The sequence below is a fragment of the Mycoplana dimorpha genome, assembly GCF_003046475.1.
Lineage (GTDB): Bacteria > Pseudomonadota > Alphaproteobacteria > Rhizobiales > Rhizobiaceae > Mycoplana > Mycoplana dimorpha.
The window spans coordinates 46,693-70,213 of sequence record NZ_PZZZ01000007.1 but is presented as its reverse complement, the minus strand read 5'-3'; the positions used below and the strand labels follow the sequence as shown (position 1 = coordinate 70,213).

The following is a 23,521-nucleotide window of genomic DNA, read 5'->3' as shown; positions in this document are numbered from 1 at the left end:
GCTCAGTCGAACAGGCTGGACACGGACTCCTCGGCAGCGGTGCGGTTGATCGCCTCGCCGAGCAGGTTCGCCGTGGTGATGACGCGGATGTTGTGGGCCGACTGCACCGCCGTCGTTGGCTGGATGCTGTCGGTGATCACCAGTTCCTTGAGCTTGGAGGAGGTGACGCGGGCGACGGCGCCGCCGGAAAGCACGCCGTGGGTGATGTACGCGGTGACGCTGGTGGCGCCGTTGTTCAGCAGCGCCTCGGCGGCGTTGCAGAGCGTTCCGCCGGAATCGACGATGTCGTCGATCATCAGGCAGTCCTTGCCGGTCACCTCGCCGATGACGTTCATCACCTCGGATTCGCCGGCACGTTCCCGGCGCTTGTCGACGATCGCCAGCTGGCAGTCGAGGCGCTTGGCAAGCGCCCGGGCGCGGACCACGCCGCCGACGTCCGGCGAGACGACCATGACGTTCTTCAGGTCGTAGTTCTCCTTCACGTCGCGCGCCAGGATGGGCACGGCGTAGAGGTTGTCGGTCGGGATGTCGAAGAAGCCCTGGATCTGGCCGGCGTGCAGGTCGAGCGTGAGAACGCGATCGGCGCCGGCTTCGGTGATCAGGTTGGCGACGAGCTTGGCGGAAATCGGCGTGCGCGGACCGGGCTTGCGGTCCTGGCGGGCATAGCCGAAGTAGGGGATCACGGCGGTGATGCGGCGGGCCGACGAGCGCCGGATCGCATCGATCATGATCAGCAGTTCCATCAGGTGGTCGTTGGTCGGGAACGAGGTCGACTGGACGACGAAGACATCCTCGCCGCGCACGTTTTCCTGGATCTCGACGAAGATCTCCTGGTCGGCGAAGCGGCGTACGCTGGCGCGGCCGAGGGGGACATTGAGATAGTTGCAGATCGCTTCGGCCAGCAGCCGGTTCGAGTTGCCCGCGAAAACCTTCATCTATGGTCCGCCTGTGTGATGGCCTACGATATTGCTGATGGGCTGCCTTTTAGCGTCCCCGACCGTGAATGCAAGTCCCGTGCCGCAGGGTTTTTCCGCCGTGGTTTCGGCGACGTACCCGGCACGACTGAATTTTCCTGGCAAGAACAAGCCCCTTGCAACCGAGGGTTCAGTGACCACCCGCGGCTCGGCTGTTCTCGGCACGCCAGTAGAGGGTAAGCCTTTCGGCTGAACCCAGAGTATATTACCTGCCTTTGGAGGCGTGGACAAAGGACTGCTCTGGCTGCATTCTAGTCTGTTCACACAATAGCCGCACGTTTTGCCGCCGGGCGCAAGCAGCGTCTGCCTGCGGGCCGGCTGCGCTTTGTGATGCGTGCGGATCAGTGTTTCAAGGGAGGCGAAAATGGCTAGCAAGAAGAAGTGGCTTTCGCTGATTGATCCTGTCAACGACACAATTTCCGGAACCAGAAACACCGACAATCTCGATGCACGGGCAGAGGGAGACATAGTCGATGGGCATCGCGGCAACGACAAGCTGGGAAGCACGTTCAACCGTACGGCTCTGATCGGTGGTGAAGACAATGACGAACTGACGACGAAGGTCGTCGTGCCGCTACAGGGCAGCAGTGCCGTGCACGGGCTTGCAATCCAGTTCGGCGACGCCGGCCGGGACAAGCTTGACGCGACGGTGACGCTGCAGGGCGGGGATGTGTCTTCGGACGGCGGCGGGCGGGCGGAGGTGTTGCTCGACGGCGGAAAGGGAAACGACACCATCAATGCGGTTGCGAACGTCGCGAAGGCGGTGTTCGGCGATGTGACGGTGACCACGACGGTGTTCGGCGGCGACGGCGACGACAGGATCAATGCCGTTGCGGACAGCCGGGGCGCCGTGAGCGGCAACGACGCCAGGAATACTGTGGACGGCGGTCGCGGTGATGATCACATCACTGCGCGTGCCGAAACATTCTTCAGCGGAATCGAGGCGCGAGCGATCAACGACCTCAGTGGCGGCGACGGCAATGATGTGATCGAGGCGATCGCCAGGGGCGTGTCGAACGGAACCGAGCTCGTTTCTAACACCCTGCGGGGCGGGCGGGGTAATGATACTCTGCACGCCTTCAACCTGAGCGACTCCAATTCGGCGAAACCGGTGGGGATCAACGAGTTGTGGGGCAACGACGGCAACGATGTCCTGGAAGCGATCCACTCCACCGACGGTGAGAACACGATCACCGACGTGACCAGCCGCCTTCACGGCGGCAGTGGTAATGATCGCCTTGCGGCCGAGTCCGCCGCGTTCGGCGGCTCCGTATCGGCGCTGAACCTGTTGGATGGGGGCACGGGACGCGACGTCCTGTCGGCCCGGCTCGATGTGAAAGCCCACGGAGGTTTTGGCAACGGGCACGATCTGTACAACGCCGCAAATGTCTTGAAAGGAGGCGGCGACAACGATCGGCTCGAGGCCTTCCTTTCCGTGGCGGCCTCGCAACCGGTGACGGACGGCTCCACCGCTGAGAACCGGCTGGATGGCGGCGGTGGCAACGACGTGCTGGTTGCAACCGTGGCGGAGGGCTCCGCCGGAACGAGCCTCTTGCACGGCGGTTCCGGAAACGACAGGCTGACCGTGGTCGGCGGGTCGGCAAACGTCCTCGACGGTGGTAGCGGAAAGGACCGGCTGACCGGCGGTACCGGCGACGACCACCTGATCGGCGGTCGCGATGCGGACTGGTTCATATTCGCGCCGGGCAACGGCCACGACACGCTCGAGTTTGAACGGGACGGCGACAGGATCGACCTGACCGCCTTTGCGGCGAGCGGCATTCACACCTTCGACGACCTGGACATCGAGGTGGCCGGCGGAGACAGTATCATCCGCTTCACTGCCGACGACGACATCACGGTCGCTGGCGTCGACAAGCTGCGCGCGGACGATTTCCTGTTTGCCTGACTGCAAACCGCGCGAACCGTATGGCCGCCGGCGATCCCCTTCCGCGCGCTCGCGGGTGGGGGCGACGCTGCTTGGCATGTCTTCGAAAAGGGGACTGGCGCCGGACAGGCGAATACGAGGGGGTAAAGCATGCAGCGATCTAGGGACGCGACATGCTTTAGCCGCCGCCCTGCCTGCGCCAACTGAGGTATTGCTCGATGGTGCGCTGGGCGATCGCTTCCATCATCCCGGGCGGCACGGCGGCCCAGGGATCCTTCGCCGTGGCAGCGACGCTGTCCTGCCCCTGGATCCGGTGGAGCCGGGCGCCCGAGCCGTCCAGCACGTCCCAGACGTAGACGACCGTGGTCTTGCCGCCGTCGGCCATTGCGGAGAAATAGCCCTTGAGGATGTACCGGCTGGTATTGTCGGAGGAACTCTTGATCGTCAGGCCTTTGGCGCGCGCCTGGGCGCCGAGTTGCCTGGAAAGCGGCGTGACGGCTTCGACAGGTGCGCCGATGATGGGCAGGAAGCGGATGCTCTCGCCGTCCGTGGCGGGGGTTAGCGCGGCTGCCTCGGTGGTCCCGCGCGTCCTGGCGGGTTGCCGGGCCGGCTCGCCGGCCGGCTCCTCGGCCGCTTGTTGCCTGCCTGGCTCCTTGGCGGGGCCCGGCGCCTCTGCCAACGCATAGGGGCTGTCGCCGCTTGCGACCGGGTTGGCCTCGTTGCGGGCCAGGGCGTCGGCCTGGGCCTCCAGCGTCCCTGCGGTCTGCATGCGGCCGGAAGATGCCATGGCGGTCGCCTGCGCGCTGCCGATGGGGCGTGTTTCGGCGCTCATCTGGTCGAGGTCGCGCTGCGTCACGGGAGACGACGGGGCAAGGCCGCCGCCGACATCGACCTGCGGGATCAGCGCGTCGGTGCTGTTGCAGCCCGCAAGCGTAAGGAGAAGACCGGCCAGCGCCAGCTGCGATTTCAGTTCATGCATCCTTCCGTCCCGAGAAGTTGCCTGTCCCGCCATGCTATGCGGATATATGCGGTCCGGCGGACGCGCCTGTCAATTGCGGGATTTTGCCGGCTACCCGTAAAGGTTCTTAAACGGCAATGAAATCGAGGCCGTAACGCGAGAGCGCCTTGGGCGTATCGGTGGTGGTCAGGTAGGTCTGACCGAGCGTCATTGCCGTGCCGCTGTCGGAATCCATGATGATCATGTGCACGAAGAGCGACATGTCCGGCTGGATCTCCTGCGGGTTGCCGATATGGAACATCTGGTGCTCCATCCAGGAGGGCGAGAAGCGCGCGCCGAGCGAATAGCCGCAGGCGTTGAGCCGGTGACGGGCGAGGCCGCGCTCGTCCATCATCCGGGCATGGGTGTCGAAAACCGTGCCGAAGGTATTGCCAGGCCGCAGCACCGCCTCGATCGCCTGGATCGTGTCGCGGCAGGCGCTGTAGAGTTCGCGGTGCCGCGCCGTCGGCTCGCCGATGACGACAGTCCGCATCATCGCGGCGTGGTAATGGGCGCTGACGCCGGCCCATTCCAGCGTGAGTTGGTCGTTGGCGTCCAGCCGCCGCCGGCCCGACTTGTAGCGGCACAGCAGCGCGTCGATCCCGGAACCGATGATGAACTCGTTGGCCGGGTAGTCGCCGCCGCCAGCCAGGACCGCGCCCTGCATGGCGGCAAGGATCGCCGCTTCGTCCGCGCCGGGCGCAATCAGCGGCACGGCCGCGTCAAGCGCGTCGTCGGCGAGTGAGGCAGCCTTTTCAACATAGGCCAGCTCAGCCGGGCTCTTGACCAGTCGCAGGCGGCTGACGAGCAGCGAGGCGTCCACCACTTCGCCAAAGCTCTGAAGCTGATTGTCGAGCAGGCGGGCGTTCTTGCCGGTCAGCCCGTGGGTGTCGTACTCGACCCCGATCCGGCAGCCGAGCAGGTCCATGTCCGATAACAGGTTCTTCAGGTCGAGGGCCGGGTCGGCATGGGCGCGATCGACCCAGATCTCGATCTTGGCGATGGTCGAGGTCTGGCGCGCCTGTCGCAGATCGGCCGACCGGGTGAGCAGCACCATGTCACCGTCCGCCTTGACGACGAGCGTCTGGAAGAAGCAGTAGCCGAAGGTGTCGTAGCCCGTCAGCCAGTACATGCTTTCCTGGGCGAAAAGCAGCATCGCATCGAGTTTCTCCTCGCGCATGCGCGCCGTCAGGCGCTGCAGCCGGTTGGCATACTCCTCGGTTTCGAAATGCAGGGCCATTCCTCGCTCCGTTCGCTCTGTTTCAGTCGCGGATCATGATCGCCGAGATCTGCCGGCCGTAGTCGGGCTCGTTACGGTGCACCGTCCGGCGATAGGAGAAATAGTCCGCCTCAGCCGGATAGGTGCAGATATCGAGGTTCTCGGCTTCAATCCCGGCCTCGGCAAGCCTTCTCAGCGTCAGTCCCGGCAGGTCGAACATGGCGTGGCCCTGCCGCTCGGACGGCGAAAAGAAATCCGCATAGGCTGGTTTTGTTCCGATGAACCGCTCGACGAATTCCGGTCCGACCTCATAATGGCGGCGGCTGATGGACGGGCCTAGGCAGGCGACGATGTTGTTCCTCGAGGCGCCGAGCGCCTCCATGGCTGCGATCGTGTTTTCCAGAACACCCGCCAATGTTCCCTTCCAGCCGGCGTGGGCCGCACCGACAACCCCGGCCTTGGTGTCCGCAAACAGCACCGGCCCGCAATCGGCCGTCAGCACGCCGAGGACGAGGCCCGGCGTCGCGGTCACGAGCGCATCGGCCTGCGGCCGCTCGCCGGCATAGCTGCCATTGGCGGTGAACACGTCGGGCGAGTGGATCTGGTGCACCGTGGCGAGCCGATCCGGCGCCGCATCGAACCATCGGCTGACGCGGGCGCGGTTCTCGACGACCCGCTCCTTCTCGTCAGCCGAACCGAGGCCGACATTGAGCCCGGCATAGATTCCCTCCGAGACGCCGCCCCGACGGGTGAAATAACCGTGGCGCACGGCGTTGCCCGCGGCACGGTCGATCAGGCGGCTCTGGACGGGGGAAAGCACGGATCATCCTCTCGCGAAAGGGCTCCGGCGGTAGCGGGAGCCGTGGCGGGCTGCGGACAATGCGGCGTCCGATTCACTTCTCGATCGATGTTGACTGCCCGAAACCGGGCTGTCAATCCGCCGGTCGGAACGGAGCGAGCGCCACATCGGCACTCGAAACGGCAAGCACCTTGAACAGATCCCCCATGTTTCCAGCCCCCGAACCGGCCAGCCGTTCGACATCGGCGACGATCTGCCGCTGCAGGCTCTCGTCTCGTCCGCGCCCAAGCGCGGAGGCGCGCTCGGCGAGGCCGAGCCCCATCAGGAAGTCGCCCTGGTGCAGCGGGCCATGCACGCGCAAGCCGGCGGCGCGCCCTACGGCAGCAAGGCGTTCGAAGTCGACATGGCTGGTCAGGTCCGCCTCACCGGGGTGAGCGAGCGGCGGATCGTAGGCGTGCCGCAGCACCGCCTGCAGCGTGTCCCCGAAACCGCTGGAGACGTGGCCGTAGTCGATGAGCAGGGCCGTGCCGCCTTCGATGTGCAGCCGCTCGGCGATCGCCGCCATTACCGCCTCACGTGCCGGCGCGTACTCGAAGATCCCGCCTTCTGGCTGGTTGCGGTGTCCTTCCGGCAGAAGTGCGGGGTCGATGCCGGCCACACCGGCAGCGAATGTCAATTCGCCGTCGGCGTCGAGGCCGACCATGCGCTCGCGAAAGCCGTGCGGGGTGCGGATGAACTGGCGGATCGGGATGGCGTCGAACAGTTCGTTGGCGGCGAGCAGCAGGAATCCGCCGGGGACTTCGTCGAAGCTCTCGTGCCAGACGAAGCGATCGGCATGTGCGCCGATCGTTTCCTTCTGCACCGCCCGCAGCCGAGGGCTCGTCTCGATCAGATGGAACGTGGCGTCAGCGTAAAGATCTGGTGCAAGACGGGCGATGACGCGCAGCATGTCCGACATCATCGTGCCGCGGCCGGGGCCGATCTCCGCAAAACGCACGTCCTTTGGCCTGCCGTGCTTCTGCCAGGCATGCACCATGAAGACACCGAGCATCTCGCCAAAGAGCTGGCTGACCTCCGGGGCGGTGACGAAATCGCCCTCCCGGCCGAACGGCTCGCGGGTACGGTAATAGCCGTGCTCCGGATCGGCGAGGCACAGCGAAAAATAGTCGGTGACGCTGATCGGCCCGTTGGTGCGGATCAGCGCCTTGATCTTTCGGGCAAGCGGCGTCGACATGCCGGCCTCCGGTCTCAGGCTTTCGCAGGACGGGCGCGCACCATCGCCCAGAGCCCGAGCGCAAGCATCGGCAAGGACAGGATCATGCCCATCGTGAGCCAGCCGCCGAACAGGTAGCCGATCTGGACGTCGGGCTCACGGAAGAATTCGACGAAGATGCGGCAGATCGCATAGCCGGCGACGAACAGGCCGGTGACAAAACCGGGCCGCTTCAGCGCACCGAAGCGATAGACCGCGAGCGCAAGCACGGCCAGCAGCACGATCCCTTCCAGGCCCGCCTCGTAGAGCTGGCTCGGATGGCGGGCGAATGGGCCGGCATTGGGGAACACGACCGCCCAAGGCGCGGCCGAGAGTTTGCCCCACAGCTCGCCGTTGACGAAATTGGCGATGCGGCCGAAGAACAGGCCGATCGGAACGACGGCCGCAACCATGTCGAACAGGCTCCAGATCGCTATCTTGTGCTTTCGCGCAAACAGGATCATCGCGATGGTGGTCCCGGCCAGGCCGCCATGGAACGACATTCCGCCGTTCCAGATCTCGATCGCCCGCAGCGGATTGTTCGCCACCGCCGCGAAGTCGTAGAACAGGATATAGCCGATGCGCCCGCCGAGCACGATGCCGAGGGCCGCCCAGACCAGGAAATCGTCGAGCTGGGCCAATGTCAGCGGCGGGCTGTTGCCGGGCCACAGGTCGGCGCGCGATACCAGCCGGCGGGCGTACACCCAGCCGAGCAGGATGCCGGCGACGTAGGCCAGCCCATACCAGTGCACGGCGAGGGGACCGATCGAGAAGGCGACGGGGTCGATGTTCGGGAAGGCCATGACGGCAAGGAGTTCGGCGGCTGGGGTCAATGGCTTGTGTCCGGTTGGGCTCGCGCGGAAGATGGCGTTCGGCCCCGGGATGGTCAAGCGGCTTTTGTCCGACCGGCCAACCGACCCGCCGCGGCGGGCGATTGCCGATTCCGCTTGCATCGCTTCGGTTCAGCCCCTACCTCAGAAACGAAGGCGGCACGCGGCCGCAAGACAGATGCTTCAAGCCGAGGAGGGCCGGACCATGAACACCGGGACCAATCGAATTCTCGATGATTTCGCCAAGCTGATGACCGACGCAGCCGGCGCGGCGCAGGGCGTGCGCAAGGAGATGGAAACGGTGTTCCGCAGCCAAGCGGAGCGGTTTATCAACGGAATGGACCTGGTCAAGCGCGAGGAGTTCGAGGCGGTTCGCGAGATGGCGATCAAGGCGCGCGAGGAGAACGACGCGCTCACGCAGCGGATCGCAGCGCTTGAGGAGCGTCTGGCCGCCACGAACAAATAGCTGCTTCCGGTCCTGGGGCCCTTCTTCACGTTGCGGAAGGCCGGCGCGGGTTCATCGCGCCGGCCTTCTTGTTTTCACGGCTTTTTTCGGCCCTGTGGACATCGTTAAAAAAGCCTTATCGCAGAGTCGGTTAAGGCGCCGGGCTGAATCGTTTTGGTAACGGCTGTCCACAACCTCGACGACAAAAACGGCCGGCTGGGGCTGGTCTCGGGACTCCGCCATTATACACTGATTTTAAATGATGATTCGAAACGGCGCCGTCAGCTTGGGGCAGGGTTGGTAAGTCAGACTCTGGCGGTGTCGTGCAATCGTTCAGTATTGTTTCCGGGTGGGTTGCCGCGTTCGTCTCGTGCGTGCTTGCGACGACGTGCGCCTCTTCCGGCCTAAAAGGTGATGCATGAGCCTGATGGAAATGGATATCGTACGCCAATCGAACCCGGTCGACATGATCGAGTTCGTCGCAGCGAACAACGACTGGTCGTTCGAGCGGTCCGGCGAAGACGAGATCGCGATGACGGTCGAGGGCCGGTGGTCCGATTATCATGTCTCTTTTTCCTGGATGGAAGAGTTCGAGGCGCTCCATCTCGCCTGCGCCTTCGACATCAAGGTGCCCGAAAGTCGGGTTAACGAGGTGATACGGCTGCTGTCGCACGTCAACGGCCAGGTGCTGATGGGGCACTTCGACCTCTGGCGGCACGAGGACGTGGTGATCTTCCGTCAGTCGCTGCTGCTCGCCGGCGGCGCCGAGCCGACCAACAGGCAGGTCGAGGTCTTGCTCTCGAGCGCGCTGGAAACCTGCGAAGCCTATTTCCAGGCATTCCAGTTCGTCGTCTGGTCGGGTATGGAGGCGCAGGCCGCCGTCGATGCGGTGATGTTCGAGACGATCGGAGAAGCGTAAATCATGAGCGTGGCAGTAGCGGGACCCATTGTTCTCATCGGCGCCGGCAACATGGGCGGGGCGATGCTAGCAGGGTGGCTGAAGAGCGGCATTCCGGGCTCTTCTATCTTGGTCCTCGATCCGGGCCCGCCGCCGGCCATGCAGACGCTGATTGCTGACTATGGCGTGCGCCACGAGACGGCGCCGCCCGCGGGCGTCACGGCGGGCGTACTTTTCGTCGCTGTCAAGCCGCAGATCATGGACGCAGCACTGCCTTCTGCGAAGGGGCTGGTCGGTCCGCAGACCGTCGTCGTCTCGGTCGCGGCCGGCAAGACGCTCGCCAATCTCGAAGCCCATCTCGGCGAGGCGGCCATGGTGCGCGCCATGCCGAATACCCCGGCGATGATCGGCCGCGGCGTCACCGGCGCCTATGGGAATGCCAAGGTGACCAGTGCCCAGCGCGATCAGGTGGACGCCCTCCTGAAGGTCAGCGGCCCGGTCGAATGGGTAGAGGCCGAAGCCGACATCGATGCCGTCACCGCGCTGTCGGGCAGCGGTCCGGCCTATGTCTTCTATCTCGTGGAGTGCATGGCGGAAGCGGGCCGCAAACTCGGCCTGCCGGCGGACCTTGCCATGCGGCTTGCGCGGGAAACCGTCTCGGGGGCTGGTGAACTGCTTCACCAGTCCCCCGACGACGCCGCGAGGCTGCGCCAGAACGTGACCTCGCCCGGCGGCACCACGGCCGCGGCCCTTGCGGTCCTCATGGCCGGCGACGGCATGCAGCCGTTGTTCGACCGCGCCATCGCCGCTGCCCGCAAGCGCGCCGAGGAACTCGCCGGCTGATCCTGCTCCGAGCCGGCAGGGTGGCACCTGTTTCACGTCTGCCGATGGTGCGCAAAGGCATGGCAAAACCGTGCCGGTTTTCAGCGCTGCAACCCTGCAGTCGTCCTTTGTGGAGTCCGTTCATGTCCGAAACCATTACCTACGCCGATTTCGAGCGGATCGACATTCGCGTCGGCACCATCGTCGAAGCGGCCGAATTCCCAGAGGCGCGCAAGCCGGCTTACAAGCTGGTGATCGATTTCGGTCCGGAGATCGGCCTGAAGAAGTCCTCGGCGCAGATTACCGTCCACTACGCGCCGGAGCGGCTGGTCGGCCGTCAGGTGCTGGCGGTCGTCAACTTCCCGCCGCGCCAGATCGGCCCGGTTCGCTCCGAGGTGCTGACGCTCGGCTTTGCCGACGAGGCCGGTGCCGTCGTGCTCGCAGCGACCGAACGTGCGGTCCCGAACGGAGCGCGGCTGCACTGAAAAACAGCCGGCGAGCGCGCACCCTGAGGCAGCGCGCATAGCGGCGCCAGGATCCGAGCTGGCAACCGAAACGCCGGGCACCGGATCCCATAGTCCTAGACCGCTGGTAGCTTCCGAGATCGAACTGGAGCGATCCGTCAGACCGGTATCCGCACGGTCGCCCGCAAGCCGCCCATCGGGCTGTCGGTGAGCGTCACGTTGCCGCCATGGCTGCGGGCGATGTCGCGCGCGATCGCCAGTCCCAGGCCGGTGCCGGAAGAATCGAGGTTGCGGGCTTCGTCGAGGCGGAAGAACGGCTTGAACACGTCGTCACGGGAGCGTTCGGGAATGCCCGGGCCGTCGTCATCGACGACGACCGTCAACCACCGGGCGCTGTTCCGGGCCTGGATATGCACCTTGCTTGCGTAGCGCAGGGCGTTGGAGACGAGATTTCCGACCAGGCGCGAGAACGCGTTCGGCCGCACCAGCACTTCGTCCTCGCCGTCCACTTCGCTGGTCAGTTCCTTCTGGTGGAGTTCGGCCTCCATGGCGAAGCGGTCGAACAGGTCGGCGAGCTTGAGCCGGCCGACATCCTCTTCGACCTCGCCCTTTGCAAAGGAGAGATAGCCCTCCAGCATGGACTGCATGTCCGCGACGTCCTTGTTGAGGCCGTCGAGCTCGGTGTCCTTGCCGGCCAGCGCCAGCTGCAGCTTGAAGCGGGTGAGGATGGTGCGCAGGTCATGGCTGACGCCGGTCAGCATGGCGGTGCGCTGCTCGATCTGCCTTTCGATGCGCTCGCGCATCAGCATGAAGGCAAGCCCGGCCCGCCGCACCTCGTCGGCGCCGCGCGGGGCGAAGTCCTCGGGCATCTTCTGCCCCTTGCCGAAGCTTTCGGCGGCGTGCGCGAGCGAAAGGATCGGCCGGATCTGGCCGCGCAGGAACAGGATCGAGATCGTCAACAGCACGAGCGAGGCGCCCACCATCCAGACGATGAAGATGTGGGTGTTGGAGGCGTAGGTGTAGCTGCGGCGCGCATAGACGCGAAGCGTCTTGTCCTTGCCGACCAGCACGCGGATCTCGACGAGATTGCTGTCGCCGACGGTGTCGATCCAGAACGGCAGCTTGATCTGCTTGGTGATCTGATCGCTGAGGATCTGGTCGAGGATGTTGAAGAAGGGCTTGGGCCGGGGAGGGGGCAGTTCGTCCCCCTTCTCGATCGCGATGTTGAGGTTCATCCGTTCGCGGGCGATGCGGACGATTTCGGCGTTGGCGCTATCGTCCGGGAAGCTGTCGATGAGATCGATGATAGCGGCGATGTCACGGGTTACCGCCATCGACAGGCGCTCGGTCACCAGCTGCCAGTGCCGCTCCATGAAGACGAAGGCGACGAAGGATTGCAGAAGCACCATCGGGATGATGATGATGAGCAGCGAGCGCGCATAGAGACCCGTCGGCAGCTGCCGGCGCAGCCACCGGGCAAGCCGCTTCCAGCCCGCCAGGGGGGCGCGATCGAATTCGCGCCGGAGGGCTTCGAAGGTGGTCATGTCTGCCCCACGCTCGCGCTACGCCGCATCGCCTGCCTCGCCTCTATTCGGTGCTCAACCTGTATCCGATGCCGCGCACCGTCTGCAGCCACACGGGATTGGTCGGGTCGTCCTCGATCTTGCGGCGCAGCCGGTTGATCTGCACGTCGATCGTCCGCTCGCCGACGTCGGCCTCGCCGCCGATCAGTTCGTGCCGTGGAATCGTCTCGCCGGCGCGCAGCGAGAAGAGCAGCATGATTTCCTGTTCGCGATCGGTCAGCCGGATCGGATCGCCGCCGCGCTTGAGCTCCTTGCGCACGATGGAGAAAGTATATGGCCCGAACATGACCTGCTCGATTTTCGGCGCCGCCGGCTGGGCGCTGCGCTTGAGGATATTGTTGATCCGCAACACCAGTTCGCGCGGCTCGAAGGGCTTTGCCAGGTAGTCGTCGGCGCCCGCCTCAAGCCCCTCGATGCGGGCCATGGATTCGGTCAGCGCCGTCAGCATGATGATCGGAATGTTGCGGATGGCCCGCAGGCTCTGGGTCAGTTGCAGCCCGGTTTCGCCCGGCATCATCACGTCCATGATGATGAGGTCGAAATCGAGCCCCGCCAGCCGGCGGCGAGCCTCGTCGGCGTCGCCGGCCACCGTCACACGAAATCCCTCTCCGGACAGATAGCGGCTCAGAAGCTCGCGGATGCGCTTGTCATCGTCGACGATCAGAAGATGGGCGGCGTCGTCGGAGAGCCTTTCAAGTATGGTCATCCAGGTCGTATCCTGCTGTTATTCGTCTCGCGTATTCTGCATGCCAATGAGAAACCGCTTCACCGCCTTGCGATCCTCGGCGGTCATTCCGTCGAAGGCGCGGGCGATGCGCTGCTGCTGCGGCTCGGCCAGGGCCAGTGCCAGCTCGCGTCCGGCGCGCGTCGGGTAAAGCTTGCGCTGTCGCCGATCCTCCGGACCGGCCACCTGGCGAATATAGCCTGAATCGACGAGCTGTTTCAAAACCCTCGCAAGGCTCTGCTTGGTGATCTTAAGGGTGTCGAGCAGGTCGGCGACGGTCATGCCCGGCTCGCGATTGACAAAATGCACGACGCGATGGTGGGCACGGCCGAAGCCGCTCTTTTCGAGGATTGCATCCGGATCGGAGATGAAGTCGCGATAGGCGAAGAAGAACCCCTCGATCACGTCGAAGTCGATGCCGGCTTCGCCGGTCAATGGCTGATCGTAGACCTCGATCGTGTTCTTGCGTTCCGGCGTTTGTCGTCCCACGCGGCCATTTCCTTCCAATGCATCGACCCTACACGCAATAACCGCAAAAATATGTCAGCATTGTTGACATATTTTTAGCCCATTGCTACGCCTTGTCCACACCCGGCCGTAGCGAAGGGCCTGAGGACGCAGCGATTTGTGCGCGCACTTCGCATTCCTCGCCGCGCGGCGGGTATCCCAATCTGCTCCCGGTTAGACCCTATCGGGAGGAACGATCAACATCAAGAACGACGCACAGGCGGCGGAGGAGGGGATAATGGCGGTTCCATTCGACCAAATGGAGGGGCAGATCTGGTTCAACGGCGAATTCGTCGACTGGAGGGATGCCAAGATCCACGTGCTGACCCACGGACTGCACTACGCGAGCGCCGTGTTCGAGGGCGAGCGCGCCTATGGTGGCCGCATCTTCAAGCTCACCGAGCACAACCGCCGTCTGCACCGGTCGGCCGAGATCCTCGGCTTCAAGATTCCCTACAGCGTCGAGGAACTCGACGCTGCCAGCATCGAACTTTTGGAGCGACAGGGCTTTTCCGAGGCCTATGTCCGACCGGTCGCCTGGCGCGGCTCGGAGATGATGGGTGTCTCGGCGCAGCACAACCGCATCAACGTCGCAATCGCCATCTGGCAGTGGGGCAGCTATTTCAACCCGGCCGAGAAGCTGAAGGGCATCCGGCTCGACATCGCCGAGTACCGCCGTCCCGACCCGCGGACGGCGCCCTGCGAATCCAAGGCGGCCGGCCTGTACATGATCTGCACGATTTCCAAGCATGCCGCCGAAGCCAAGGGCTATGCCGACGCGATGATGCTCGACTATCGCGGCCAGGTGGCCGAGGCGACCGGCGCCAACATCTTCTTCGTCAAGGACGGCGTCATCCACACGCCGACGCCGGACTGCTTCCTGAACGGCATCACCCGCCAGACGGTGATCGAGCTTGCCAGGCGGCGCGGCTATCAGGTTGTCGAGCGGGCGATCATGCCGGAGGAGCTTTCCACCTTCAGCGAATGCTTCCTGACCGGTTCGGCGGCGGAGGTAACACCGGTCTCCGAGATCGGCCCGTATCGCTTCACGCCCTCGACCGTCTGCGAGACGCTGATGAACGACTACAGGAAGGAAGTCTATCCGGTCGCCGCAGCGGCGGAATGACGGCATAAGAAAAGGCGGCGAAGCTTTCGCCGCCTTTTCCGCATGAGCCTCAGGCCTGCTTGCGGCCCATCACAACGCCGGCGATCGCCTGCAGCACGCCGCCGCCGATCAGGCCGCCGATCCCGTTGGCCACAAGATTGGACAGACCTGCTTCGCCGCCGAACGCCTGCATGAGCAGTCCGCCGCCGATGCCGCCGATCGCGCCGATGATCGTTCGAACGATCATGCTGGTGCCCTGCTGCTTCAAGATGGCGGCTACGACGTTGCCGCCGATGGCGCCGCTGATGAGTTGAGTGATGAGTGGCACAAATGCTTCCATGTACACTCCCCCGTTTGGTCGTGCCGGAAACGCGTCCGGGCCCCCGGCCACGACACGTGAAGCTTGCCAGCGCAGACATCGCCGAATCACCAGCACCGAACCCCCTTCGGTGGGATCAAGGTGGTTGCAAAACGTTCATCTGTCAATTTGGCCGGGAAGTTGCCGACCGGAGCCCTGCGATGAAAGCGCGTGGCCGAACGGCCGCTCGCGGCTGCCATGGACCAGGCGCCCGTCCGCTTACGGAGGCCGGCCGCGTGAAACGATTCACGCGGTCCGCTCCAGCCGGAAAAATTTGCGGATGATGCTCAGGCGGCGTCGAAGACGCCACGGCGGATCTGGTCTTGCTCGATCGACTCAAACAGAGCCTTGAAGTTGCCCTCGCCGAAGCCCTCGTCGCCCTTGCGCTGGATGAATTCGAAGAAGATCGGCCCGATTACGGTCCTTGAGAAGATCTGCAGCAGGATCTTCGTGGTGCCGCCGTCGACCACGCCTTCACCGTCGATCAGGATGCCGTGCTTCTTCAACCGCTCGATCGGCTCCTCATGGCCGTGCACGCGCTGATGCGAATTCTCGTAGTAGGTGTCCGGCGGCCCCGGCATGAACGTCAGCCCGTTTTCGGCGAGCTTGTCGGTGGCATCGTAGATCGCCTCGGTGCCGACGGCGATGTGCTGGATACCCTCGCCCTTGTACTTGCGCAGGTATTCTTCGATCTGGCTCTTGTCGTCGGTGGACTCGTTCAGGGGGATCCGGATCTTGCCGCAGGGCGAGGTTATCGCCCGCGACACGAGACCGCTCATCTTGCCGGCGATGTCAAAGAAGTGGATCTGGCGGAAATTGAACAGCTGCCGGTAGAAGTCCCACCATTTGTCCATGTTGCCGCGGAAGACGTTGTGGGTCAGGTGGTCGAGATAGTAGAAGCCGACGCCTTCCGGCTTCGGGTCGCGCTCGCCGGTCCAATCGAACTCGGCTTCATAGGGCGAGCCCTTATCGCCGTAGCGATCGATGAAATAGAGCAGCGAGCCGCCGATGCCGATGATCGCCGGCGCGTCGATGCACTTGCCGGGGCCGGTATACTCCTCGGCCCCCATGCCGACGGCGTGCTTCAGCGCGTGCTGCGCATCGACGACCCGCCAGGCCATGGAGGGCGCGCAGGGACCGTGCTTCTCCACGAAGCCGTCGGCGAACGAGCCCTTCTCGGCATTGAGGACGTAATTGATGTCGCCCTGGCGCCAGACGGAAATGTCCTTGGCCCGGTGCTGCGCCACCCTGGCATAGCCCATCCGCGCAAACAGTTCCTTGAGCTTCTCCGGTTCGGGGTGGGCAAACTCGACGAACTCGAAGCCGTCCGTACCGGCGGGGTTTTCTGCGTTGATTTCGGCCGGCGGCGCATCGTGCGGGAACGGACCCATGCTGTTCTCCTCCTCGTCCAGTTCTGACGTTGTGCAAGTATGCGCCCGGGCGTCTGCACAGTGTGTGCAAAGTGTCTGGATGCTGGAGCTAGGATGACGTATTCTTGCATCATTTGGCGGCTGGGAGACGGAATCGTGCAGCTGGACGCATTCGACCGGAAATTGCTGGCGCTCCTGCAGCAGGATGCGCGCCTGACCAACAACGAGCTGTCCGAGCGCATCAACCTGTCGCCGTCGCAATGTTCGCGGCGCCGGGCGCGGCTCGAAGAGGAGGGGATCATCCGCGCCTATCGCGCCGAGCTCGACCGCGAGAAGCTCGATCTCGGCATCGTCATCATCGTCACCGTCACGCTTGCCACCCACAACCGCGACAACGCCCAGCGCTTTGCGCGGCTGATCTCCAATCTGCCGGAGGTGCTGGAGGCGTTCTCGCTGACGGGCGAGATGGACTACGTCATCAAGGTGGTGGTGCCGAACCTGAAGGCGCTGTCGGCCTTCGTCAACGACGTGCTGCTGCCGCACGAGTCGGTGGCGCATGTGAAGACGGCGATCGTGCTCGATACTCTCAAGGAAACGACGGCGCTGCCGGTCTAATCCCGGAACTGGCGAACAGAGCGCCGCTTCCGCTGGTGTTTCCCGCGGAACACAACGGCGCTTGGTGACATTGTAGGTTGCAGGACTGCAATCGACGAAACCATAGCGCCGAAAGGACGGGAACAATGGACAGTCAGACCCCTGCCGAAGCACGCACCGTGGCCGCGCGACTGCGCGCCGTCGTCTACACCTACGTCGCGGCCAATCTTGCCGTCGCGCTCCTGCTGTTGTCGACCGTCACTCCAACGCCGCCGCCGCAGGCCGGCTGGGCTAGCGGCCATTCGCAGGTCGCCAGCCGCTGAACACGGCATCGATCGGGTAATCTGTGATGAAGCATGGCATCCGGCGCCCCGAGCCTCTATATGCGGGGCAGATCATTTCCGAGCGAGGATCCCATGGGCATGCTTCAGGCGGGCATCATTCCCGTCACCCCCTTCCAGCAGAATTGCACCATCCTGTTCGACATGGACACAAAGGAGGGCGTGGTCGTCGATCCGGGCGGCGACGTCGATGCCATTGTCGAGGCGGTCAGCAAGAACGGCATCACGCTGAAGGCGATCTGGCTCACCCACGGCCACATCGACCACGCCGGCGGGGCGAAGGAGTTGAAGGATGCGCTCGGCCTCGACATCATCGGCCCGCACGAGGACGATCTGCCGCTGCTGCAGCGGATCGAGACCCAGGCCGAAAAGTTCGGCGTCGCCATGAAGGTGCAGAACGTCGTGCCCGATCGCTGGCTGAAGGACGGTGACCGCGTCTCCTTCGGCGAGCACGAGTTCGAGGTCTACCATACGCCGGGCCACGCTCCGGGGCATGTGATCTATTTCAATCGCGCCCAGAATTTCGCGCATCTCGGCGACGTGCTGTTCCGTGGCTCGATCGGCCGCACCGACCTGCCCGGCGGCGATCACGAGACGCTGCTGGCCTCGATCCGCGACAAGGTGCTGCCGCTCGGCGACGAGGTCGGCTTCATCTGTGGCCATGGTCCGGGCGGCAGGATCGGCGAGGAGCGCCTCACCAACCCGTTCTTGCGCGGCATCTGAGGCAGATCGGGCGAATGTAACGCCCGGAAACGCAAAAAGGCGGATGGGTGCCATCCGCCTTTGCTGTGACTGTAGCCTGGCTGTTCGCTTCAGCCGGCGACGCAGAAGTGCTCCAGCCCGTCGTAACCGCGGAACGTGCCGGTGCGCGGGTTGAAGGAGCGGTAGGTATTCTCGCAGTAGCGGTACCAACCCGGGCTCCAGGGCTCGTAGCCGCCAACGTAGACAGGACGGGGGCGATAGGCGCGGCGCACCGGGCGGTATTCCGGCTCGACATAAACGCGGCGGGGTGCGTAATAACCGTCGTCGTAATAGGTGGTGCGCGAATTGGCGATGGCACCGCCGACGATCACACCGGTGACGAGACCGGCGGCGCCGGCCACCCAGGCGTCGTTATTGTTGTGGTGATGACGATAACGGTCGCCTGCCTCGGCCGACGCGACGTTGGCGAGCGTCGCCGCCGCGACAGCCGCAGCCAGCACAACCGATTTCAAGTGCTTGTTCATGAGTTCGTCCCTGCATCCAGCCGGCGAGCCGGCAATCAATGCCAGCGAACCTAGCGGCGCCGGGATGAACCGTCGCTGAACAAAAAAGAACCCGGCAGAACTGCCGGGCCTCAACGTCTGTCGATGTGCAGATTGCCTCAGCCGGCGATCTGCAGGTTGACCGCCTTCGGGCCCTTGCCGCGGCGGTCGGGTTCCGTTTCGAAGCTAACCTTCTGGTTCTCCGACAGGCCGTTCAGGCCCGAGGCCTGCACGGCAGAAATGTGTACGAAGATATCTGCACCACCGTTGTCGGGCTTGATAAAGCCGAAGCCCTTCTCGGTGTTGAAGAATTTTACGGTGCCAGTCTCGGCCATGCGTCAGGTCCTTTTCTCTCTGCCCTATGATTGGCGGCGGGCAGCATTTCCGGTTTGCCCCGAGGGGGCGTGAGGCAGGTATTTCCGATGTGAGGAAAGGGTCCTGTTTTTACCGCAGCCAGCCAACTGCTGTCCCGAAGGAACCATCAGCACGGCTGCCCGGATTTTCTCGCGTCTCCGGCGCGCTGTTTATTCAAGGTCTTCCCATGTTCGTAAATTGCCCGAACATGACAAGATTGCTGTGTTTATCTTGAATTGGCAAGCAAAAGTTTCAATCTGCTCATATGATGCCTCACCACCGCCTGTTTTCGGGCAGTTGCACAATCAAAATTCCGTTGTTTGGCGCAATTGCTCAGGCATCGCACAGTTTATATTGCCCATGCTCGCCATAAGCTTGCGCCCGGCACAGCATAGCGGCGGCGCCGTTTATTGCCATGTTCAGTATCAGCCCTATGCCGCCGCAGAGCGGTCCTTGGGCTTCGACAGTTCGGGAACGAGTTCGGTCGCCAGCATCGCCACGAAGATGATCGCGCAGCCGGCATAGCCTGCTGCGGGAATGGTCTCGCCGAGCAGGAACACGCCGAAGAATGCGGCAAACAGCGCCTCGCTGGACAGGAAGATCGCCGCCTGCGGCGCGGTGGTGTAGCGCTGCGCCACGTTCTGGCAGATGAAGGCGAGCCCACTGGAAAACAGGCCGGAATAGAGGATTTCCGGCAACGCGCCCCGAATTGCCGCAAGACTGATCGGTTCGACGATGGCGGCAACGGCGCAGCCGACGACGGCGCAGACGGCGAACTGCACCAGAGACAGGGCGAGCGGCCGGCCGGAGCGGCCGGCAAACACGCCGACGCAGATCATCTGGATCGACCAAAGCAGTGCGCACACGATGGTCAGAACGTCGCCGGTAGTCAGCGCCGAAAATGCCCCGCCGCTCAACAGGAAGATGCCGGCGGTCGCCGTGAGCGCGGCGGGCCAGATGATCCAGTGGGCACGCTTGCGCAGCACGAATACGGTCAGGATCGGCGTGAAGACGACGTAGAGACCGGTCAGGAAGCCGGAGTTCGTGACGGAGGTGGTGAGCAGGCCCACCTGCTGGAAGGCAGCGGCGGCAAAGAGCGCAACGCCCGTAACAATGAAGCCGATCCGGTCGGCGGACCGCACCGGTGCGGTTGCCCGCCTGCTTTCGACCAGCGCGAAGGGAACGGCGACGAGGGTGGCCACTGCGAAACGCAGCCCGATGAACCAGATCGGCCCGAGTGTCGCCATCGCGGTCGATTGCGCGATGAAGCCCGCGCCCCAGATGGCGCCGGCAAGCAACAGCAGGAAGTTCGCCTGGAGGCGCGACATGGCAGTCCTCGATCGGGGTGAGGGGAGATTCGGACGGGGTTCCGTAGCAGTTGCCCGACCAGCCGACAAGTGCGCGGCCGGAGGCACAGGGGCCGCTGCCGTCCGAAGGAAAGGCCGGGCGTTGCGGGCAGGTTATTGCGCGCCGTTTACTGCGAGGAGGGGGCGCGATAGAGGCGCAGCAATTGCCCGTCATCCTCATCCGTCAGGAGCAGGACGGCGCCGTCCGGTGCGACCTTGACATCGCGCAGCCTGCCGAACGCGCCGTCCAGCAGCCGCTCCTCGCCGAGGATCGCTCCTGTCTCGTCGCGCTCCAGCCGCACCAGCAGTTGGTATTTCAACGCGGCGACGAGGAGATTGCCTTGCCACTCCGGGAACATCGCGCCGCGATAGACCGCAATAGCGCCAGGCGCGATCGAGGGATCCCAGTAGTAGGCCGGTTGTTCATAGCCCTTCTTCGCCGTTCCCTCGCCGATTTCGGCGCCGGAGTAATCCTTGCCGTAGGTGATGACAGGCCAGCCAAAGTTCCGGCCGGGCAGGGGATAGTTGACCTCGTCACCGCCGCGCGCGCCGTGCTCGGCCGTTATCAGGGTGCCGTCCTGCGGGTCGATGTCGATTCCCTGCGGGTTCCGATGGCCCTTCGACCAGACCTCCGGCAGGCCGCCGCTGTCGCCGGCGTATGGATTGCTGGCCGGGACGCCACCATCGGGATTGATGTGCAGGATCGATCCGGCATGGTCGCGCGGATCCTGGGCGCGCTCCGGCTCGCCGCGGTCGCCGATGCCGAAGAACAGGCTGCCGTCCTCGGCGATCGCAATGCGCGAGCCGAAATGCTGGCCCTTCTGGGTGAGCTTGCCCATTACGAATATCTGCCGGACGTCCTCGAGCCGGGCCTCGTCCTGCGACAGCCGGGCGCGGGCGACCGCCGTGCCGGCGCCGCCGCGGCCCGGTGCGCTATAGGTCAGAAACAGCGTGCGGCTGGCGGCAAAGTCGGGCGCCAGCGCCACGTCGAGCAGGCCGCCCTGACCACGCGCGGCCACCTTGGGCACGCCTTGGACCGGGGCGGAAACCTTGCCGTCCCTGATGATGCGGAGCGTACCCGGGCGCTCGGTGACGATATAGGCACCGTCGGGCAGAACCTCGACCGACCAGGGATGGTGAAGGCCGGTTGCGATCGGTTCGACAAGCAGGCCTGCCTTCTTGCTGGCAAATTCCCGTGGCTCGGCCATCGCCGGATCAGCCAGGGCGAACGCGACCACAGCTGCGGCAGTCGCCAGGAAAATGTCTTTCAAAATCCGCTTGTTGTGTCCGCCCATCTGCTCGTTCCGCATGCGTATCCTCCCGTTCCTACATTAACTGAGGTCGGGGGCATGCGTTATCAAGGTGCCTGTCCAAGACCTGGGCCTCCCGGGATCACGCCTCGCTTCGCCACGGAGCGGCCCGGGCCGGCGCGGGGTCGATGCGGCGGCCGGCCATCTGGGCAAGGCCGGCAAGCGCGACGAGTGCCGCGAGGGTGAGGGCCGCCCCCAGCCGCCGGTCGATCGAGGCGGCGTCGTCTGTTGCCGTACTTGCCGTGGTGACAGGATCGACCGGCGCGTCGCCGGCGACCTCCTGAAACACCGTTACCGCCAGCGGCTCCTCACGTTGAACGGCATCCCGGACGTCGAGCACCAGGTGCGTCTCGCCGATGTCACCCTGGAGAATGGCGACGGACGCGTCGATCGGCATGGCGTTTGCGACGTTGAGCAGCCCGAGTACCATGAGAACGCAGGCCGCCAGTGCCGTCGCCGTGATGTAAAGGACCGCGCGGCCTTCCCGTCTCCGGTGATCGCGCGCCGATTTCTCGTCGTCGATGAACATCGCTGTCTCCCGGGCTTTCATTCATTGGGCCTGTCGCCCGTTCGCGGCACAGAAGGCACCCGGAAATCGGCGTGACGGGGACTTAAATGGGGCGTTTCCCGACAGATGTTATGGTGAGATCTTGACGATCAAAGAGCATCGCCTTCAACCGGAAATCGCGCCGGTTGCCAGTGGTTTCATTCGGGTCGGCTTATGCGTCCCAGAAATTTGTCGATGTGGCGACGTATGGCTTGCCAAGGAGTCGCGTTTTTTCGGCCGCGCGCCTTGCAAGACCGGCCCGGTTTGGCCATAGACCTAACCGGCGGCCTCGCGCGCGCCGCATGCCTCACGCTGTCTTCGAAACCGAACTGGACGATCCACCATGGCCTTTCTTGCCGATGCCCTCTCCCGTGTGAAGCCCTCCGCCACCATCGCTGTTTCGCAGAAGGCGCGCGACCTGAAAGCCAAGGGGCGCGACGTGATCGGTCTGGGTGCTGGCGAGCCCGACTTCGACACGCCGGACAACATCAAGAAGGCGGCGATCGACGCGATCAACCGCGGCGAGACGAAGTACACGCCGGTCGCCGGCATTCCGGAACTGCGCGAAGCGATCGTCAAGAAGTTCAAGCGCGAGAACAATCTCGACTACACGCCGGCCCAGACGATCGTCGGCACCGGCGGAAAGCAGATTCTCTTCAACGCCTTCATGGCGACGATGAACGCTGGCGATGAAGTGGTTATCCCGACGCCTTACTGGGTCTCCTATCCGGAGATGGTGTCGCTCTGCGGCGGTACGCCGGTATTCGTCGCCACCACCCAGGAAAACAAGTTCAAGCTGAAGCCCGAGGATCTCGACCGGGCGATCACGCCGAAGACGAAGTGGTTCGTCTTCAACTCGCCCTCCAACCCCTCCGGCGCTGCCTATACCCATGAGGAACTGAAGGCGCTGACCGACGTGCTGCTGAAGCATCCGCATGTCTGGATTCTGACGGACGACATGTATGAGCACCTCACCTATGGCGACTTCAAGTTCGCCACCCCGGTCGAGGTCGAGCCGAAGCTCTACGACCGCACGCTGACGATGAACGGCGTCTCCAAGGCCTATGCCATGACCGGCTGGCGTATCGGCTATGCCGCGGGGCCGCTGAACCTCATCAAGGCAATGGACATGATCCAGGGCCAGCAGACCTCCGGCGCCTGCTCGATCGCCCAGTGGGCGGCGGTCGAGGCGCTGAACGGCACGCAGGACTTCATTCCGGAAAACAAGAAGATCTTCGAGGCCCGCCGCGACCTCGTGGTCTCCATGCTCAACCAGGCCAAGGGCATCGAGTGCCCTTCTCCTGAAGGGGCGTTCTACGTCTATCCGTCCTGCAAGGGACTGATCGGCAAGACGGCGCCGTCGGGCAAGGTGATCGAAACCGACGAGGACTTCGTCTCCGAACTCCTGGAAGCCGAAGGCGTCGCCGTGGTCCACGGCTCGGCCTTCGGGCTCGGTCCGAACTTCCGCATCTCCTATGCAACCTCGGAGGCCCTGCTCGAGGAAGCCTGCAAGCGCATCCAGCGCTTCTGCGCGGCGTGCAAGTAGGCGA

General features: G+C 64.3%; 26 protein-coding genes. 10 read left to right on the top strand and 16 right to left on the bottom strand.

The window, feature by feature from the left end:
- Positions 1-2: 2 nt before the first annotated feature.
- Positions 3-935: a ribose-phosphate pyrophosphokinase gene (locus tag C7449_RS16640; RefSeq protein WP_108004025.1), complete on the bottom strand. Its 933-nt coding sequence runs from the start codon at positions 933-935 to the stop codon at positions 3-5.
- Positions 936-1,338: 403 nt separating this feature from the next.
- On the opposite strand from C7449_RS16640, the gene C7449_RS16635 reads away from it, so the two are divergent.
- Positions 1,339-2,883 carry a calcium-binding protein gene (locus tag C7449_RS16635; protein ID WP_108004024.1) on the top strand — a complete coding sequence of 515 codons (1,545 nt, stop codon included), beginning with the start codon at positions 1,339-1,341 and terminating at the stop codon, positions 2,881-2,883.
- A gap of 157 nt (positions 2,884-3,040) precedes the next feature.
- Here C7449_RS16635 and C7449_RS16630 read toward each other — a convergent pair whose 3' ends face one another.
- The 5 genes from C7449_RS16630 to lgt all read right to left on the bottom strand — a co-directional run bounded on the left by C7449_RS16630 (position 3,041) and on the right by lgt (position 7,962).
- The gene (locus C7449_RS16630; RefSeq protein WP_108004023.1) at positions 3,041-3,841 is read right to left on the bottom strand and encodes a hypothetical protein; all 801 of its coding nucleotides are present in this window, start codon (positions 3,839-3,841) and stop codon (positions 3,041-3,043) included.
- A 106-nt stretch (positions 3,842-3,947) separates the two neighbouring features.
- On the bottom strand, positions 3,948-5,099 hold the full coding sequence (locus C7449_RS16625) for a M24 family metallopeptidase (protein WP_108004022.1): 1,152 nt from the start codon (positions 5,097-5,099) through the stop codon (positions 3,948-3,950).
- Between the two features lie 22 nt (positions 5,100-5,121).
- The gene (gene pgeF, locus C7449_RS16620; protein ID WP_108004021.1) at positions 5,122-5,898 is read right to left on the bottom strand and encodes a peptidoglycan editing factor PgeF; all 777 of its coding nucleotides are present in this window, start codon (positions 5,896-5,898) and stop codon (positions 5,122-5,124) included.
- Positions 5,899-6,010: 112 nt separating this feature from the next.
- Positions 6,011-7,111, bottom strand: a complete 1,101-nt coding sequence (locus C7449_RS16615) for a class I SAM-dependent methyltransferase (protein ID WP_108004020.1) — start codon at positions 7,109-7,111, stop codon at positions 6,011-6,013.
- A 14-nt stretch (positions 7,112-7,125) separates the two neighbouring features.
- A complete protein-coding gene (gene lgt, locus C7449_RS16610) occupies positions 7,126-7,962 on the bottom strand; it encodes a prolipoprotein diacylglyceryl transferase (RefSeq protein ID WP_108004237.1) in 837 nt (278 codons plus the stop codon).
- 202 nt (positions 7,963-8,164) lie between these two features.
- Here lgt and C7449_RS16605 point away from each other — a divergent pair, with 202 nt between their 5' ends.
- The 4 genes from C7449_RS16605 to C7449_RS16590 all read left to right on the top strand — a co-directional run bounded on the left by C7449_RS16605 (position 8,165) and on the right by C7449_RS16590 (position 10,609).
- The gene (locus C7449_RS16605) at positions 8,165-8,425 is read left to right on the top strand and encodes an accessory factor UbiK family protein (RefSeq protein WP_108004236.1); all 261 of its coding nucleotides are present in this window, start codon (positions 8,165-8,167) and stop codon (positions 8,423-8,425) included.
- A 397-nt stretch (positions 8,426-8,822) separates the two neighbouring features.
- Entirely contained in the window at positions 8,823-9,323 is a 501-nt protein-coding gene (locus C7449_RS16600; RefSeq protein ID WP_108004019.1) for a type III secretion system chaperone family protein, read from the top strand.
- Between the two features lie 3 nt (positions 9,324-9,326).
- On the top strand, positions 9,327-10,145 hold the full coding sequence (gene proC / locus C7449_RS16595; RefSeq protein ID WP_108004018.1) for a pyrroline-5-carboxylate reductase: 819 nt from the start codon (positions 9,327-9,329) through the stop codon (positions 10,143-10,145).
- A gap of 122 nt (positions 10,146-10,267) precedes the next feature.
- Positions 10,268-10,609 carry a tRNA-binding protein gene (locus tag C7449_RS16590; protein WP_108004017.1) on the top strand — a complete coding sequence of 114 codons (342 nt, stop codon included), beginning with the start codon at positions 10,268-10,270 and terminating at the stop codon, positions 10,607-10,609.
- A gap of 137 nt (positions 10,610-10,746) precedes the next feature.
- On the opposite strand, the gene C7449_RS16585 is transcribed toward C7449_RS16590, so the two are convergent.
- From C7449_RS16585 to C7449_RS16575, 3 genes are read right to left on the bottom strand one after another with little or no spacing between them, the layout of a single operon-like run.
- Entirely contained in the window at positions 10,747-12,132 is a 1,386-nt protein-coding gene (locus C7449_RS16585; protein WP_108004016.1) for an ATP-binding protein, read from the bottom strand.
- Between the two features lie 43 nt (positions 12,133-12,175).
- The gene (locus C7449_RS16580; protein WP_108004015.1) at positions 12,176-12,877 is read right to left on the bottom strand and encodes a response regulator; all 702 of its coding nucleotides are present in this window, start codon (positions 12,875-12,877) and stop codon (positions 12,176-12,178) included.
- Between the two features lie 18 nt (positions 12,878-12,895).
- Positions 12,896-13,351 (bottom strand): MarR family winged helix-turn-helix transcriptional regulator, encoded by a 456-nt coding sequence (locus tag C7449_RS16575; RefSeq protein ID WP_245414434.1) that lies wholly within the window; start codon positions 13,349-13,351, stop codon positions 12,896-12,898.
- Between the two features lie 286 nt (positions 13,352-13,637).
- Here C7449_RS16575 and C7449_RS16570 point away from each other — a divergent pair, with 286 nt between their 5' ends.
- Positions 13,638-14,528, top strand: coding sequence for a branched-chain amino acid aminotransferase (locus tag C7449_RS16570; RefSeq protein WP_108004013.1), 891 nt, complete (start codon positions 13,638-13,640; stop codon positions 14,526-14,528).
- A gap of 49 nt (positions 14,529-14,577) precedes the next feature.
- Here C7449_RS16570 and C7449_RS16565 read toward each other — a convergent pair whose 3' ends face one another.
- Together C7449_RS16565 and hppD are read right to left on the bottom strand one after the other, a co-directional pair.
- Positions 14,578-14,847 (bottom strand): hypothetical protein, encoded by a 270-nt coding sequence (locus C7449_RS16565; RefSeq protein WP_108004012.1) that lies wholly within the window; start codon positions 14,845-14,847, stop codon positions 14,578-14,580.
- 305 nt (positions 14,848-15,152) lie between these two features.
- Positions 15,153-16,256, bottom strand: coding sequence for a 4-hydroxyphenylpyruvate dioxygenase (gene hppD / locus C7449_RS16560; protein ID WP_108004011.1), 1,104 nt, complete (start codon positions 16,254-16,256; stop codon positions 15,153-15,155).
- Positions 16,257-16,349: 93 nt separating this feature from the next.
- On the opposite strand from hppD, the gene C7449_RS16555 reads away from it, so the two are divergent.
- From C7449_RS16555 to C7449_RS16550, 3 genes are all read left to right on the top strand, one after another.
- Positions 16,350-16,850, top strand: a complete 501-nt coding sequence (locus C7449_RS16555) for an Lrp/AsnC family transcriptional regulator (RefSeq protein ID WP_108004010.1) — start codon at positions 16,350-16,352, stop codon at positions 16,848-16,850.
- Positions 16,851-16,975: 125 nt separating this feature from the next.
- A complete protein-coding gene (locus C7449_RS21825; protein WP_170115917.1) occupies positions 16,976-17,152 on the top strand; it encodes a hypothetical protein in 177 nt (58 codons plus the stop codon).
- Between the two features lie 99 nt (positions 17,153-17,251).
- Positions 17,252-17,893 carry an MBL fold metallo-hydrolase gene (locus C7449_RS16550; protein WP_108004235.1) on the top strand — a complete coding sequence of 214 codons (642 nt, stop codon included), beginning with the start codon at positions 17,252-17,254 and terminating at the stop codon, positions 17,891-17,893.
- Positions 17,894-17,982: 89 nt separating this feature from the next.
- On the opposite strand, the gene C7449_RS16545 is transcribed toward C7449_RS16550, so the two are convergent.
- The 5 genes from C7449_RS16545 to C7449_RS16525 form a co-directional block, all read right to left on the bottom strand.
- Positions 17,983-18,396 (bottom strand): BA14K family protein, encoded by a 414-nt coding sequence (locus C7449_RS16545; protein WP_108004009.1) that lies wholly within the window; start codon positions 18,394-18,396, stop codon positions 17,983-17,985.
- A gap of 137 nt (positions 18,397-18,533) precedes the next feature.
- Positions 18,534-18,749 (bottom strand): cold-shock protein, encoded by a 216-nt coding sequence (locus C7449_RS16540; protein WP_097142268.1) that lies wholly within the window; start codon positions 18,747-18,749, stop codon positions 18,534-18,536.
- A 450-nt stretch (positions 18,750-19,199) separates the two neighbouring features.
- The gene (locus C7449_RS16535) at positions 19,200-20,096 is read right to left on the bottom strand and encodes a DMT family transporter (RefSeq protein WP_108004008.1); all 897 of its coding nucleotides are present in this window, start codon (positions 20,094-20,096) and stop codon (positions 19,200-19,202) included.
- A gap of 146 nt (positions 20,097-20,242) precedes the next feature.
- On the bottom strand, positions 20,243-21,424 hold the full coding sequence (locus C7449_RS16530; RefSeq protein ID WP_108004007.1) for a PQQ-dependent sugar dehydrogenase: 1,182 nt from the start codon (positions 21,422-21,424) through the stop codon (positions 20,243-20,245).
- Between the two features lie 82 nt (positions 21,425-21,506).
- On the bottom strand, positions 21,507-21,953 hold the full coding sequence (locus C7449_RS16525; RefSeq protein ID WP_108004006.1) for a hypothetical protein: 447 nt from the start codon (positions 21,951-21,953) through the stop codon (positions 21,507-21,509).
- Between the two features lie 361 nt (positions 21,954-22,314).
- Here C7449_RS16525 and C7449_RS16520 point away from each other — a divergent pair, with 361 nt between their 5' ends.
- On the top strand, positions 22,315-23,517 hold the full coding sequence (locus C7449_RS16520; RefSeq protein ID WP_108004005.1) for a pyridoxal phosphate-dependent aminotransferase: 1,203 nt from the start codon (positions 22,315-22,317) through the stop codon (positions 23,515-23,517).
- The last annotated feature ends 4 nt before the right edge of the window (positions 23,518-23,521 follow it).

Excerpts from the sequence above, each read along its gene's own strand:
- C7449_RS16580 (WP_108004015.1), bottom strand. The coding sequence starts at position 12,877 with ATGACCATACTTGAAAGGCTCTCCGACGACGCCGCCCATCTTCTGATC.
- C7449_RS16640 (WP_108004025.1), bottom strand. The coding sequence starts at position 935 with ATGAAGGTTTTCGCGGGCAACTCGAACCGGCTGCTGGCCGAAGCGATC.
- proC (WP_108004018.1), top strand. The coding sequence starts at position 9,327 with ATGAGCGTGGCAGTAGCGGGACCCATTGTTCTCATCGGCGCCGGCAAC.
- C7449_RS16585 (WP_108004016.1), bottom strand. The coding sequence starts at position 12,132 with ATGACCACCTTCGAAGCCCTCCGGCGCGAATTCGATCGCGCCCCCCTG.
- C7449_RS16565 (WP_108004012.1), bottom strand. The coding sequence starts at position 14,847 with ATGGAAGCATTTGTGCCACTCATCACTCAACTCATCAGCGGCGCCATC.
- C7449_RS16550 (WP_108004235.1), top strand. The coding sequence starts at position 17,252 with ATGCTTCAGGCGGGCATCATTCCCGTCACCCCCTTCCAGCAGAATTGC.
- C7449_RS16630 (WP_108004023.1), bottom strand. The coding sequence starts at position 3,841 with ATGCATGAACTGAAATCGCAGCTGGCGCTGGCCGGTCTTCTCCTTACG.
- C7449_RS16615 (WP_108004020.1), bottom strand. The coding sequence starts at position 7,111 with ATGTCGACGCCGCTTGCCCGAAAGATCAAGGCGCTGATCCGCACCAAC.
- C7449_RS16600 (WP_108004019.1), top strand. The coding sequence starts at position 8,823 with ATGAGCCTGATGGAAATGGATATCGTACGCCAATCGAACCCGGTCGAC.
- C7449_RS16590 (WP_108004017.1), top strand. The coding sequence starts at position 10,268 with ATGTCCGAAACCATTACCTACGCCGATTTCGAGCGGATCGACATTCGC.
- C7449_RS21825 (WP_170115917.1), top strand. The coding sequence starts at position 16,976 with ATGGACAGTCAGACCCCTGCCGAAGCACGCACCGTGGCCGCGCGACTG.
- C7449_RS16555 (WP_108004010.1), top strand. The coding sequence starts at position 16,350 with ATGACGTATTCTTGCATCATTTGGCGGCTGGGAGACGGAATCGTGCAG.
- C7449_RS16635 (WP_108004024.1), top strand. The coding sequence starts at position 1,339 with ATGGCTAGCAAGAAGAAGTGGCTTTCGCTGATTGATCCTGTCAACGAC.
- C7449_RS16535 (WP_108004008.1), bottom strand. The coding sequence starts at position 20,096 with ATGTCGCGCCTCCAGGCGAACTTCCTGCTGTTGCTTGCCGGCGCCATC.
- C7449_RS16520 (WP_108004005.1), top strand. The coding sequence starts at position 22,315 with ATGGCCTTTCTTGCCGATGCCCTCTCCCGTGTGAAGCCCTCCGCCACC.
- C7449_RS16540 (WP_097142268.1), bottom strand. The coding sequence starts at position 18,749 with ATGGCCGAGACTGGCACCGTAAAATTCTTCAACACCGAGAAGGGCTTC.
- C7449_RS16605 (WP_108004236.1), top strand. The coding sequence starts at position 8,165 with ATGAACACCGGGACCAATCGAATTCTCGATGATTTCGCCAAGCTGATG.
- C7449_RS16530 (WP_108004007.1), bottom strand. The coding sequence starts at position 21,424 with ATGCGGAACGAGCAGATGGGCGGACACAACAAGCGGATTTTGAAAGAC.
- C7449_RS16545 (WP_108004009.1), bottom strand. The coding sequence starts at position 18,396 with ATGAACAAGCACTTGAAATCGGTTGTGCTGGCTGCGGCTGTCGCGGCG.
- hppD (WP_108004011.1), bottom strand. The coding sequence starts at position 16,256 with ATGGGTCCGTTCCCGCACGATGCGCCGCCGGCCGAAATCAACGCAGAA.
- C7449_RS16625 (WP_108004022.1), bottom strand. The coding sequence starts at position 5,099 with ATGGCCCTGCATTTCGAAACCGAGGAGTATGCCAACCGGCTGCAGCGC.
- C7449_RS16525 (WP_108004006.1), bottom strand. The coding sequence starts at position 21,953 with ATGTTCATCGACGACGAGAAATCGGCGCGCGATCACCGGAGACGGGAA.